At 69.5% G+C, this 13385-nt stretch carries 11 protein-coding genes; 3 read left to right on the top strand and 8 right to left on the bottom strand.

Going from position 1 to position 13385, the window contains the following annotated elements; all coding sequences use genetic code 11:
• From alaS to NH287_RS04475, 5 genes are all read right to left on the bottom strand, one after another.
• Window positions 1-2513 (bottom strand): alanine--tRNA ligase (gene alaS / locus NH287_RS04495; protein WP_253034636.1); only part of this gene is annotated, 2513 nt, incomplete at its 3' end.
• Window positions 2514-2581: 68 nt separating this feature from the next.
• Window positions 2582-2833, bottom strand: a complete 252-nt coding sequence (locus tag NH287_RS04490) for an ATPase (RefSeq protein ID WP_217531957.1) — start codon at window positions 2831-2833, stop codon at window positions 2582-2584.
• Window positions 2834-2908: 75 nt separating this feature from the next.
• Window positions 2909-3538 (bottom strand): 30S ribosomal protein S4, encoded by a 630-nt coding sequence (gene rpsD / locus NH287_RS04485; protein ID WP_082886095.1) that lies wholly within the window; start codon window positions 3536-3538, stop codon window positions 2909-2911.
• Window positions 3539-3704: 166 nt separating this feature from the next.
• Entirely contained in the window at window positions 3705-4607 is a 903-nt protein-coding gene (locus NH287_RS04480; protein WP_253034635.1) for a tetratricopeptide repeat protein, read from the bottom strand.
• Complete coding sequence (locus NH287_RS04475) at window positions 4600-5919, bottom strand: replication-associated recombination protein A (protein WP_253034634.1); 1320 nt, start codon at window positions 5917-5919, stop codon at window positions 4600-4602. The genes NH287_RS04480 and NH287_RS04475 overlap by 8 nt, the downstream gene beginning before the upstream one ends.
• Before the next feature lie 129 nt (window positions 5920-6048).
• On the opposite strand from NH287_RS04475, the gene NH287_RS04470 reads away from it, so the two are divergent.
• The 3 genes from NH287_RS04470 to NH287_RS04460 all read left to right on the top strand — a co-directional run bounded on the left by NH287_RS04470 (window position 6049) and on the right by NH287_RS04460 (window position 8341).
• Entirely contained in the window at window positions 6049-6375 is a 327-nt protein-coding gene (locus tag NH287_RS04470) for a dioxygenase (protein ID WP_253034633.1), read from the top strand.
• Between the two features lie 58 nt (window positions 6376-6433).
• Window positions 6434-7696, top strand: a complete 1263-nt coding sequence (locus NH287_RS04465) for a DUF349 domain-containing protein (protein WP_374209360.1) — start codon at window positions 6434-6436, stop codon at window positions 7694-7696.
• A 75-nt stretch (window positions 7697-7771) separates the two neighbouring features.
• The gene (locus tag NH287_RS04460; RefSeq protein WP_253034631.1) at window positions 7772-8341 is read left to right on the top strand and encodes a type IV toxin-antitoxin system AbiEi family antitoxin; all 570 of its coding nucleotides are present in this window, start codon (window positions 7772-7774) and stop codon (window positions 8339-8341) included.
• On the opposite strand, the gene NH287_RS04455 is transcribed toward NH287_RS04460, so the two are convergent.
• From NH287_RS04455 to secD, 3 genes are all read right to left on the bottom strand, one after another.
• Complete coding sequence (locus NH287_RS04455) at window positions 8320-10587, bottom strand: bifunctional (p)ppGpp synthetase/guanosine-3',5'-bis(diphosphate) 3'-pyrophosphohydrolase (protein WP_253034630.1); 2268 nt, start codon at window positions 10585-10587, stop codon at window positions 8320-8322. The two genes, NH287_RS04460 and NH287_RS04455, sit on opposite strands and share 22 nt — an antisense overlap.
• Window positions 10588-10656: 69 nt before the next feature.
• Entirely contained in the window at window positions 10657-11646 is a 990-nt protein-coding gene (gene secF / locus NH287_RS04450) for a protein translocase subunit SecF (RefSeq protein WP_253034629.1), read from the bottom strand.
• Entirely contained in the window at window positions 11646-13361 is a 1716-nt protein-coding gene (gene secD / locus NH287_RS04445) for a protein translocase subunit SecD (protein WP_253034628.1), read from the bottom strand. Before secD ends, secF begins: the two co-directional genes overlap by 1 nt.
• Window positions 13362-13385 lie beyond the last annotated feature (24 nt).

Genomic DNA, 13385 nt, shown 5'->3' with positions numbered 1-13385 from the left:
GCGCCCGCGGCGCGGGCAGCCTCGTTCGTGGCGACGATGACGACGGGGCGTCCGCCGACCTCGCCGCCGAGCGCGACGACGGCCGCGTCGGTGCCGAGGCGCTCGCGCACCTGCAGGGCGAGCGAGCGCAGGTCGTCGGCAGACCCGACGGTGCCGACGGACTGGGCGACGACGCTGTGCGCACCGGCGCGGACAGCGGATGCCGCAAGCGTCGGGACGCGCTCGCCGAGGGCCTTGGCCTCGAACTGGGCGATCTTCTTCTCCGCGGCCTTGAGGCTCGCCTGCAGTTCCGCGATGCGCGCGGGCAACTGGTCGCGAGGGATCTTCAGCCCCGACGTGAGCTGCGACACGATCGCGCGCTCGGCGGCGAGCTCGCGGAAGGCGTCCTGACCCACGAGAGCCTCGACACGACGGTTCGACGCACCGACGGAGGACTCCCCCACCAGGTTGATGAGACCGATCTGCGCGCTCGAGGACACGTGCGTCCCGGCGCACAGCTCACGCGACCAGGGTCCGCCGATGTCGACCATGCGCACACGGTCGCCGTACTTCTCGCCGAACAGCGCCATCGCGCCGGCCGACTTGGCCTCGTCGAGGGAAAGGACGCGCGTCGTGACCTCGAGGTCGTCGCGGACCGCGTTGTTGGCGATCTCCTCGATCTCGCTGCGGGTCTCGGGCGAGAGCGCCTGACCCCACGAGAAGTCGAACCGGAGGTATCCGGCACGGTTGAGGGAGCCCGCCTGCGTCGCCCCCTTGCCGAGGGTGTCGCGGAGCGCGGCGTGGACGAGGTGGGTCGCCGAGTGCGCCTGCGCGGCCGCGCGGCGGTTGGCGGCATCCACCACCGTCGTCGCGGCGTGACCGACGGCGACCTCGCCCGTCGTCACCTCGACGGTGTGACTGACCAGTCCCGGCACGGGCTTCTGCACGTCGAGGACCTCGAGCTCGTAGCCCGGGCCGACGATGACGCCCTTGTCGGCGACCTGGCCGCCGGACTCGGCGTAGAGCGCGGTCTCGGCGAGGATCACCTCGGCGATCTGGCCCTGAGAGGCACGGTCGGCGGGTGCGCCGCCGACGAGGATGCCGAGCACGCGGGACTCGGTCTCGAGGTCGGTGTACCCCGTGAAGACCGTCTCGCCCAGCGCGCGGAAGTCGCGGTAGACGCTCGTGTCGGCCAGCTGGCCCTTGCGGGAGCGCGCATCGGCCTTCGCGCGCTCGCGCTGCTCCTTCATGAGGGCTTCGAAGCCGGAGCGGTCGACCGTGAGTCCGGCCTCCTCGGCGATCTCAAGGGTGAGGTCGATCGGGAAGCCGTAGGTGTCGTGCAGCAGGAACGCCTGGGAGCCACTGAGCGACGTCGACTGGGACGACTTCGCGGACTCGATCGAGGTGTCGAGGATCTCAGAACCGCTCGCCAGGGTCCGGAGGAACGTCGCCTCCTCCGCGAGGGCGTACTGCGACAGCCGCGCGTAGTCGGTCTCGACGATCGGGTACGACTCCTTCATGGCGTCGCGGGAGACGGCGAACAGCTCGGCGAACGTCGGACCGTCGACGCCGAGCAGGCGCATCGAACGGATGGCGCGGCGCATCAGACGGCGCAGGATGTAGCCGCGGCCGTCGTTGGCGGGTGTCACCCCGTCCGAGAGCAGCATGAGCGAGGACCGGATGTGGTCGGCCACCACGCGGAAGCGCACGTCGTCGTCGTGGTTCTCGCCGTAGCGCTTACCCGACAGCTCGACGGCCTTGTCGAGGACGGGACGCACCTGGTCCGTCTCGTACATGTTGTCGACGCCCTGCTTGATGAAGGCGACCCGCTCGAGGCCCATGCCGGTGTCGATGTTCTGCGCCGGGAGGTCGCCCACGATGTCGAACTCGTACTTCGAGCGGACGTTCGTGATCTCGTACTGCATGAAGACGAGGTTCCAGATCTCCACGTACCGGTCGTCGTCGGTCGCGGGACCACCGTCGACGCCGTAGGCCGGGCCGCGGTCGAAGAAGATCTCCGAGCACGGGCCGGCCGGGCCGGGAAGGCCGGTCGTCCAGTAGTTGGTGTCTTTGCCGAGTCGTTGGATGCGCTCTTCGGGCAGCGTGGAGTGCTCGAGCCAGAGCTTGATCGCCTCGTCGTCCTCCTCGTAGACGGTGACCCACAGATCCTTCGGGTCGAAGCCCAGGCCGCCCTCCTCCTCGGACGTCGTGAGCAGCTCCCAGGCGTAGCGGATCGCGCCTTCCTTGAAGTAGTCGCCGAACGACCAGTTGCCGAGCATCTGGAAGAAGGTGCCGTGGCGAGGGGTCTTGCCGACCTCTTCGATGTCGTTCGTGCGGATGCACTTCTGGTTGTCGGCGGCGCGCTTGTAGGGCGCGGGCACGTCGCCGGACAGGTACGGGATGAAGGGGACCATGCCCGCCACCGTGAACAGTAGCGCCGGGTCGTCGCTGACGAGGGATGCCGAGGGCACGATCGTGTGCCCCTTCTTCTCGAAGTAGTCCAGGTAGCGCCGGGCGATCTCAGCGGTCTTCATCGTGTGTCCTCAACTGCAGGCGGGATCGGTCGCATCCGCGAGGAGGCGACCGGGAGATGTGGGGGTGGTCAGTCGTCGAGCTTCGCTGCGGCCGAGCGGCCGGCGGCGGCGACGTCGGCGGCGAGGTCCTTCGCGTCGGCGACGATGCCGTCGATCTTCGCTTCCTGCGCCCGGTAGGCGTCGGCCATCCGGTCGGTGAACTCGGAGATCCGGAGATCGACCTCGGAGAGCAGCTCCTGACCTCGGGGGTCCTTGTTGACCAGGTGCGCGACGACGAAGCCACCGGCGATGCCCAGCAGGAACCAGAGGACGCTCTTCATGGGATCCATGTTAGGTGCAAAGCAGAAGGGGCGCCGGGTGAACCCGACGCCCCTTCGAACCGCTCGATCCGGAGATCAGCGCGCGGCGTAGTACTCGACGACGAGCTGGACTTCACAGGTCACGGGGACCTCGGCGCGCTTCGGGCGACGCTCGAGACGTGCCTGGAGCTTGTCGAGCTCGACCGAGAGGTAGCCGGGAACCGGAGGCAGGACCTCGGCGTGACCGCCGGCGGCTGCGACCTGGAACGGCTCGAGAGCCTCGCTCTTGGGCTTGACGTGGATCGTCTGGCCCGGCTTCACGCGGAAGGACGGGCGGTCGACGAGCTGGCCGTCGACGAGGATGTGACGGTGCACGACGAGCTGACGAGCCTGTGCGGTGGTGCGGGCGAAGCCGGCACGCAGCACGAGCGAGTCGAGACGCATCTCGAGGAGCTCGACGAGGTTCTCACCGGTCAGCCCTTCGGTGCGGCGGGCCTCGTTGAACGTGTTGCGCATCTGCTTCTCGCGGATGCCGTACTGCTCGCGCAGACGCTGCTTCTCGCGGAGACGGACGGCGTAGTCGCTGTCCTGCTTGCGCTTGGTGCGGCCGTGCTCACCGGGAGCGTAGGGACGCTTCTCGAGGTAGCGGGCGGCCTTAGGGGTCAGTGCGACGCCGAGGGCGCGCGAGAGGCGCACCTTGCGGCGGTCCTGGGACTTCGTTGCCACGAAATCTTCCTTCCATGACGTGGCCATGTCTTTCACGGCTCACGGGCGTATCGCCGTCTCTCGCCCTTCCGGACTGCACGCCGGGGCACGCCGAAAGGTGGGAAAGAGAGAAGAGGATGCCCGAAAACACGGTTTCGAGCCGATCAAGTCTAACAGACGGGCCGGATCATCCCCGGCCGCGTGCCAGATCGAGGGCGCCGGGCGGATAGAACGGCACGGACTCCTCCGACACGTCCTCGAGGCGGTACCAGCCGACGGTGGTGTCGCCGTCGAGTACGGGCAGGCGGTCGCCCCGCGGGTGAGCCTCCAGCTCGGGGCTCCGGATCGCGAAGACGTAGGCGATCTCGTGCCCCGGCCGGCCCTCGTTGTCGAAGATGTTCTCGACCACCCCGACGAGTCGGGTCTCGGTGACGGTCACCCCCAGCTCCTCGGCGATCTCGCGTCGGACGGCCGCCTCCGCGGTCTCGCCCGGCTGCACTCCTCCGCCGGGAGCGCGAAGGAACGCGGGACGGGCCGGCGTCGCGGCGTACTCCTCGGCGAGGACGTGGCCGTCGCGGATCAGCACTGCGACGGCGATGACCCGGATGCGGGGGCGTGTGCGGACGTCCGCCGCATAGGCGCGCAGCGCACGACCATAGAGGGGAACCTCGTCCGCGAGAGCGCCGAGCGCGGTCCGCAGGGCACGCGCGGGCTTGTCGTCGTCGTAGAGCGCGAGGGCCTCGAATCCTGCCGCCGCCGCGGACAGCGGGTCGGCGGGATCGATCCCCTTGAGGGCCGCCATCGCCCCGGAGGCATCGCCGACGTTCCGGAGCGAACTCGCGAGCTGGATGATCGCCTGACTGCGCAGGGGCGGGCGGAGTCCCGCATCCAGCGCGCGCCGGTACAGCGGGATGGCGGCCGCCTCCTCCCCGAGGAAGTCCTCGACCGATGCCCGCTCGAACAGGCACCGCGCATCGTCCTCCGGGCGCCCGGCGAGGGCGTCCGCCATCGCCGATCGCAGCGCTTCCGGCTTCCCGTCGTCGGCGCCCTCCCAGATGGCCTCGATGCGGCGCTCCCAGGGGTCAGTCACCGAGGATCTTCCGGATCTTCTCTAGGCGGGCGGAGATGTCGCGCTCGACGCCGCGCGACGTCGGCTCGTAATAGCGTCGGCCGCGCAGCTCGTCGGGGAGGTACTGCTGGGTCGCGACGCCCACGTCGAGGTCGTGCGGGTAGACGTAGCCCTTACCGTGACCGAGGCGTTTGGCTCCCGCGTAGTGCGCGTCGCGCAGGTGCACCGGCACCCGCCCGAAGCCGCCCGCGCGGACGTCCGCGATCGCGGCGTTGATGGCGTTGTACGCCGCGTTCGACTTGGCCGTCGTCGCCAGGTACGCCGTCGCCTCCGCGAGCGGGATGCGGCCCTCCGGCATCCCGATGAAGGCCACGGCGTCGGCGGCCGCGACCGCGATCTGCAGCGCCTGCGGATCGGCGAGGCCGATGTCCTCGGCGGCCGAGATCACGAGCCGTCGCGCGATGAAACGCGGGTCCTCCCCGGCTTCGATCATGCGGGCGAGGTAGTGCATGGCGGCATCCGGATCCGAACCGCGGATCGACTTGATGAACGCACTGATGACGTCGTAGTGCTCGTCGCCCTGCCGGTCGTAGCGCAGGAGAGCGCGGTCGACGGCCTGGGCGACGTGTTCGGCGGTGATGACCGGGGTGTCCTCCCCGGGCTCCGCCATGGCCGCGGCGGCCTCGAGCGAGGTGAGGGCGCGGCGTGCGTCGCCCGAGGCGAGGTGGACGAGCGCGGCACGTGCGTCGTCCGAGAGCTCGACGGCCCCGGCGAGTCCGCGAGCGTCGGTCACGGCGCGGTCGATCAGCATGCCGAGGTCGGCGTCCGTCAGCGGCTGCAGGGTGAGCAGGAGCGAGCGCGACAGGAGCGGCGAGATCACCGAGAACGAGGGGTTCTCGGTGGTCGCGGCGATGAGGATGACCCATCCGTTCTCGACGCCGGGCAGCAGGGCGTCCTGCTGCGCCTTGGTGAACCGGTGGATCTCGTCGAGGAACAGGATGGTCGACGTCCCGTACAGGTCGCGCTGGGTCATCGCCTCCTGCATGACCTCGCGCACGTCCTTCACGCCCGCGGTCACCGCGGACAGTTCGACGAACCGACGGCCCGACGTCCGCGCGATGGCCTGGGCGAGCGTCGTCTTGCCCGTGCCGGGCGGGCCCCAGAGGATCACCGACACGGCTCCCGTCGTCGCGCGGCCGGGGTCGGCGAGAGCCACGAGCGGGGAGCCGGGGCGCAACAAGTGCGTCTGCCCTGCGACCTCGTCGAGCGATGCGGGCCGCATCCTCACGGCCAGCGGCGTCGCACCACGGAAAAGCGCGTCACTCTGGGCCATCCCCCCAGGCTAACCGCCCCCACCGACATCGTGCCGAGGCTGCGGGGCTCCGGTTTGGAACGGATGCCGGGGACTGAATACTCTGCAGATGGCCGCGCGGGCGTGTGCGGCGCCGACGAGAGGATCACCGTGGCAGCGGGCAGGGGCAAGGGGCGCGACAGCGCGCAGGAGCGCGAGCGTGCCCGACTGTATGACGCGCGGCGCCGGTTCCACGCCTTCGTCATCCAGCGCAGGCGCCGGGACAACCTGATCGCGGGCGTCGCCGGCGGCCTCCTGATCGCCGCCTTGCTGGGTGCGCAGGTCGCCTATTACACGCTCGGGCCGGGCATGCCGGAGCCAGCGCCGACACCGACCGCGCCCACCTCCCCCACCGGGACACCCACCCCGGGACCGAGCGGGTCGCCGACGCCGTCCCCCTCGCCGTCGGGCTCGCCGACCCCCTCTCCGACCCCGTGACCGCCGTACTAGGCTGAGTCACTAATCCGACCCCCATGCGGCGCATGCCGCCGACGAGGTGACCCCCGTGAGTTCCGCCACCCCTGAATCCGCCGAGACCCAGCCGTGGGGCCGCGTCGACGACGACGGCACCGTTTCCGTCCGTGAGGGCGACCAGTGGCGTGTCGTCGGGCAGTACCCCGACGGCACCCCCGAAGAGGCGCTGGCCTACTTCGAGCGCAAGTTCGCCGACCTCGCCTCCGAGGTGACGCTCCTCGAAGTGCGCCACCGTCGCGGCGGCGCCTCCGCATCCGACCTCCGTTCCACGGCACGCACCATCCGGGAGCGCCTGGACGGTGCCGCCGCCGTCGGCGACCTGGCCGCACTCGAAGCCCGCGTGACGGCACTCGAAGGCGCCCTCTCCGAGGCGAGCGCCGAGGAGGCTCAGGCGCAGCGTGCCGCAGTGGATGCCGCGGTGGCCGAGCGCGAGTCGATCGTCGCCGAAATCGAAGCGATCGCCGCGAAGGACCCCCGCTCCATTCAGTGGAAGCAGACGACCGCGGACGTGGCCGCCCTGTTCGCCCGCTGGCAGGAGCACCAGAGCAGCGGCCCGCGCCTGCCGAAGGCCGTCGGTCAGCAGCTCTGGAAGCGGTTCCGCGACGCGCGCGCGGTGATCGACAAGAACCGCCGCGAGTTCTACTCGAGCCTCGACGAGCAGCACAAGGCCGCCCGCGACGCGAAGACCCGACTGGTCGAGCGCGCCGAGGCCCTCGCGCCGCAGGGTGAGGACGGCATCGCCGCCTACCGCACGCTGCTCGACCAGTGGAAGTCCGCCGGTCGCGCGGGCAAGAAGGCGGACGACGCACTGTGGGCCCGTTTCAAGGCCGCCGGCGACGTGCTCTACGGTGCGCGCATCGAACGCGAGAACGCCGACGTCGAGGCGTCCAAGGAGAAGATCGAGGCCAAGCGCGCACTCCTCGACGAGGCCGCCGGCGTCGCGAAGGAGAAGGACAACGGCAAGGCGCGCGCTCTCCTCACCAACATCCAGCGCCAGTGGGATGAGATCGGTCGGGTCTTCCCGCGCGACACGGAGCGCGGCCTGGACGACCAGCTCCGCAAGGTCGAGACCGCGCTGAAGGCGCGCGAGGACGAGGACTGGAAGCGCAACAACCCCGAGACGAAGGCGCGTCAGAACGACATGACGAGCCAGCTCCAGGATGCGATATCCAAGCTCGAGGACGAGCTCGCCGCCGCCGAGGCCTCGAAGGACAAGGCCGCGATCGCCAAGGCGAAGGACGCGCTCGAAGCCCGCAAGGGCTGGCTGCGCGCCCTCGGCGGCTGACCGCCTCCGACACAGCACCGACGCCGCGGCGGGATTCTCCACAGAGTCCCGCCGCGGCGTCGTCGTCTCGGCGCGGTGGCGCAGACTGCCCTCATGTGGCCGTTCCTCTACTTCGCCGATGACCGCCTGTCGACCGCTGAGTTGACCGCAGCCCGGCTGGATGGAGACCTCGTCGAGATCGGCGAGGCGTTCATGCCCGCCGATGCCGTCGAGACGCGCGAACTGCGTGCGGCCTCGTTCCGCGGGGTCGCCGGGGTCCACCGGGCCGTCACGCACGCGAGCGCGGCGTGGGTGCACGGGGCGATCCCCGAACCGCCCCTCATCCAGACCCTGCAGCGCGCCGGCCGGACGCGGGCTGCCGTCCCCCTCGACACCCGCATCCGCTTCCGCGACGTGGCCCTGCCCGCCTCCGACGTCGAGACCATCAGCGGCGTAGCTGTGACGACGCCGGTGCGGACGCTCGTCGACCTCGTCCGGGACGCCGTCGTCGGCGCCGGTCCGTCACAGCTGGTCGACGACGTACTGGCGTGGCGCCCGGAGCTCCTCGCGGATGCGCTGAGCTGGGTCGAGACCTCCGGACCTGTCCACCACAAACGGGCGGCCGCCACCGAGCTCCGGCGTCGTCAGGACGAGGTGACCCGGTAGACGTCGTACACGGCGTCGATCCGGCGGACGGCGTTCAGCACGCGGTCGAGGTGCACCGTGTCGCCCATCTCGAAGACGTAGCGGCTGAGGGCGAGGCGGTCGTTGGTCGTCTGAACGGATGCCGAGAGGATGTTCACATGGTGCTCGCTGAGCACCCGCGTGATGTCGCTCAGCAGGCCCGACCGGTCGAGCGCCTCGACCTGGATGTGCACGAGGAACACGCTCTTCGACGTCGGCGCCCACGACACCTCGATCATCCGATCGGGCTGGTCGCGCAACGCCGCCGCGTTCGTGCAGTCCGCGCGGTGGACCGAGACCCCGCTGCCGCGCGTGACGAACCCGACGATCTCGTCGCCCGGCACCGGCGTGCAGCACTTGGCGAGCTTCACGAGGATGTCGGGAGCACCCCGCACCAGCACGCCGGAGTCGCCGCCGCGCGGCGCCTTAGACCGACCGCCGGCGGGCAGGTCGATCGGACCGGTGGAGGTGTCCTCCTCCTCCGAGCGCACGAGCGCGGTGACCTTCTCGATCACGGACTGGGTCGAGACGTGTCCTTCGCCGACTGCGGCGTAGAGGGCGGTGACGTCCTCGTAGCGCAACTGGTGAGCCACCGCGGTGAACGAGTCCTGGCTCATCAGACGCTGCATCGGCAGGTTCTGGCGGCGCATCGCACGGGCGATCGCGTCCTTGCCCTGCTCGACGGCCTCGTCGCGGCGCTCCTTCGTGAACCAGCCGCGGATCTTGTTGCGCGCCCGGGTGCTCTTGACGAACGCCAGCCAGTCCTGGCTCGGCCCGGCATCCGGGTTCTTCGAGGTGAACACCTCGACGACGTCACCCGAGTGGAGTTCGGACTCGAGCGGCACGAGGCGGCCGTTGACCTTCGCGCCCATCGTGCGGTGGCCGATCTCGGTGTGGACGGCGTACGCGAAGTCGACGGGGGTCGCCCCGGCCGGAAGACCGATGACTCGTCCCTTCGGCGTGAAGACGTAGACCTCCTTCGCACCGATCTCGAACCGGAGCGAGTCGAGGAACTCCCCCGGATCGGCGGTCTCGGCCTGCCAGTCCGAGATGTGCGCCAGCCAGGCCATGTCCTGGTCGATGGCCTTGGAGTCGGCCTTGCCGCCGGCGATCTGCTCCTTGTACTTCCAGTGCGCCGCCACACCGTACTCGGCCTGCTGGTGCATCTCGTGGGTGCGGATCTGGATCTCGACCGTGCGCCCGCCGGGACCGATCACGGTCGTGTGGAGGGACTGGTAGAGGTTGAACTTCGGCGTGGCGATGTAGTCCTTGAACCGCCCGGGGATCGGGGTCCACCGCGCGTGGATCGCGCCGAGCACGGCGTAGCAGTCGCGGACCGTGTTCACCATGATCCGGATGCCGATGAGGTCGTAGATGTCGTCGAACTCGCGACCGCGGACCACCATCTTCTGGTACACGGAGTAGAGCTGCTTCGGCCGACCCATGACACGACCGCGGATACGGAGATCGCGTAGGTCCGTCTCCACGGCGTCGATGACCGTGTGCACGTACTGCTCGCGCTGCGGGGTGCGCTGCTTGACCAGCGAGTCGATCTCGGCGTAGAGCTTCGGGTGCAGGACGGCGAACGAGAGGTCCTCGAGTTCGCTCTTCGCGGTCTGGATGCCGAGGCGGTGCGCCAGCGGCGCGTAGATCTCGAGGGTCTCGCGGGCCTTCTTGGCGGCCTTCTCGGGCGGAACGAAGCCCCACGTGCGCGCGTTGTGGAGGCGATCGGCGAGCTTGATGAGGAGCACGCGGATGTCCTTCGACATCGCGACGATCATCTTCCGCACGGTCTCGGCCTGTGCCGCATCGCCATACTTGACCTTGTCGAGCTTCGTGACGCCGTCCACGAGCATCGCGACCTCGTCGCCGAAATCCGCCGTCAACTGGTCGAGCGAGTAGTCGGTGTCCTCGACCGTGTCGTGCAGGAGGGCCGCCGCGATGGCGCGAGGGCCGAGGCCCAGCTCGGCGAGGATCTGCGCGACGGCGAGGGGGTGCGTGATGTACGGCTCGCCGCTCTGACGCTTCTGCGAGGCGTGCGCCTTCGCGGCGGTGCGGTAGGCCCGCTCCACGATCGCGATGTCGCCCTTGGGGTGGTGCATGCGCACCGTGCGCATGAGCTCCTCGAGCGCGTCCCGCGAAGGGGCGCGGGAGAAGATGCGCGGCACGAGCCGGCGCAGCGACTGGCCCCCGGTCGCGGTTCCTGTCGGGGTGACCGCCTCAGCCATGCGATCGCCTCCCGTCTGTCCGCACGCGCGTGGAACTGGAGGACAATCCTACGCCCGCGCGCATCCGGCTCAGACCGCGGCGACGGCGGCCGAACGAGCCTCGACGACGCGCTGATCCCGCGCCTTGAGGTCGGACTCGTTCTCGCGCAGGAGCGAGTACAGCGGGGCCGCGACGAACAGCGTCGAGTAGGCCGCGACGATCGTTCCGACGAAGATCGAGAGGGAGATGTCGGTGAGCGTCTGCGCACCGAGCCACAGGGCGCCGATGAAGAGGATCGCTCCCGTCGGCAGCACGGCCACGACGGTCGTGTTGATCGAGCGGACGAGCGTTTGGTTCACCGCGAGGTTGACCGACTCGCCGAACGTTCTCCCGGACTTCTCCCCGTCTTCGAACGTGTTCTCGCGGATCTTGTCGAACACGACCGTCGTGTCGTACAGCGAGTACGACAGGATCGTGAGGAAGCCGATGACGGCCGCCGGGGAGATCTCGAACCCGAACAGGGCGTACACCCCGACCGTCACGACGAGCACGTCGACGAGACCGATCATCGCCGCGACGGACATCTTCCACGTGCGGAAGTACAGCGCCAGGATCAGGAACGTCAGCACGAGGAATATCGCCAGACCCCACAGCGACTGCCGGGTGACGCTCTCACCCCAGCTCGGCCCGATGAAGGACGAGCTCACGCTGTCATCCGGAACGTTGAACGCCTCGACGAGGGCGGAGGTCACTTCGCGCGTCTCCAGCTCACCCAGCTGGTCGGTCTGGATGCGCAGGCTGTCGTCGCCGACCGTCGTGACGCGGGTCGCGGCATCCGGGACCACGGACTGCACCGCATCGGTCGCGCGCAGCTGATCCGGAGAGGCGACGTCGTTGACGGTGAACTGCGAGCCGCCCGTGAACTCGATCGAGAACTGGATGGGGCGGAAGACCGGCACCAGCGCCGAACCGATCACGAGGATCGCGGCGATGAGGAACCACAACCGGCGACGGCCGACGAACGGGAAGGAGACCTTCCCCGTGTACAGGTCGTTACCGAAATCGTTCATGGAGCGCATCAGTCGTCCCCCTCCCCTGCGGAGCGGGTATCGCCGCTCTGCTGCGCGAGCTTGCGCTCGGCGATCGTCTGACGGCGCACTGCCTCGCTCCGCGATCGCGAGGACCGCTTCTCGGCCTGCGACTTGCCGCCGGCGGCGACCGGTGCGCGGAACTGCGCACGACCGCGGTACACCGCGCCGAGAGCGGTCGGGTCGAGCCCGGACAGCTTGTGCCCGCCGCCGAAGAATTTCGTCCGGGCCAGCAGCTGCAGGACCGGGTGCGTGAAGAGCACGAAGATGAGCACGTCGATGACGGTCGTGAGACCCAGCGTGAAGGCGAAGCCCTTCACGGTCGCGTCGGCGAGGATGTAAAGCACCACGGCGGCGAGGATGTTGATCGACTTCGAGATGTAGATCGTCCGCTTGGCGCGTGCCCAGCCGTCCTCCACCGCACTCGTGATCGACTTGCCGTCACGGAGCTCGTCTCGGATGCGCTCGAAGTAGACGATGAACGAGTCGGCGGTGAAGCCGATCGTCACGATGAGGCCCGCGACACCGGCCAGCGACAGGCGGAAGCCCATGCGCCAGGCGAGGATGCAGAGCGTGATGTAGGTCAGGATGCCCATCACGGCGAGCGAGGCGATGATGACCGACCCGAGCGCGCGGTAGACCACGAGCGAGTAGACCGCGACGAGGGCGAGACCGATGAGCCCCGCGACGAGGCCGATCAGCAGTTGCTGGGAACCGAGCGTCGCCGAGATCGCGTTGCTGCTCTGCACCTCGAAGCTCAGCGGCAGGGCACCGTACTTGAGCTGGTCGGCGAGGGTCTTCGACGTCTCCTGGTCGAAGTTGCCGGTGATCTGCGGCTTGCCGTCGGTGATGACCGCGTTCATCGACGGGGCCGAGATGACCTCGCCGTCAAGCACGAAGGCGAACTGGTTCTGCGGCGGCTGCAGGTTGAACAGACGCTGGCTGATCTCGCCGAAGGTCTCCGTCCCGGCGCTGTCGAAGACGATGTTGACGGCCCACTGACCGTTCTGCGAGTTGAGGCCGTTCGTCGCGTCCGAGATGGCCGAACCGTCGAGTTCGACCGGTCCGAGCAGGTACTTCGCCGACCCGTCGGCGTCGCACGTGATGAGCGGCTGGTCGGCGGGCTCCTGTGCGGCGTCGTTCGCGGGGTTCGCGCAGTCGTAGGCGAGGAACTCGGCCTGGACCTCCTCCGTCGCCCACGACAAGTCGCTGCCGTTGGTCGGCGACGGGGTGGGCGTCGCGTTCAGCGAGGGGCCCGGGGTCGGGTAGGGCGTCTCCTTGCCGTCCTCGCCGATGAAGGTGTTCGTCGGAGCGGCGGTGTAGAGCACCGCGCGCAGCTGCATCTGCGCCGAACGGCCGATGCGGTCGCGGGTCTCCTCGTCGGCGATGCCCGGGAGCTGGACGACGATCTGGTTGCCCGCCTGCGTGGTGATGTCGGTCTCACCGACACCCGAGGCATCCACGCGCTGGCGGATGATCGAGACCGCCTGCTGCATCTGGTCGGCGGTGGGCTGCGCCCCCTCCTCCGTCTGCGCCTGCAGGATGATCTGCGTGCCGCCCTGCAGGTCGAGGGCGAGCTCGGGAACCCACGAGCTCCGCTCGAACAAGTAGACGCCCGCGGCGTTCACGCCGAAGAGGACGGCCGTCAGGGCCAGGAGTCCGATCAGTGCGCGCCACGCGCGCCGGACGGGGGTGGATGAAGCCACGGAGGGAACTTTCGTGAGGGGCCG

The sequence above is a fragment of the Microbacterium sp. CnD16-F genome (assembly GCF_024124465.1).
GTDB lineage: Bacteria > Actinomycetota > Actinomycetes > Actinomycetales > Microbacteriaceae > Microbacterium > Microbacterium gawkjiense.
This window is presented reverse-complemented; position numbering and strand designations above follow the sequence as displayed.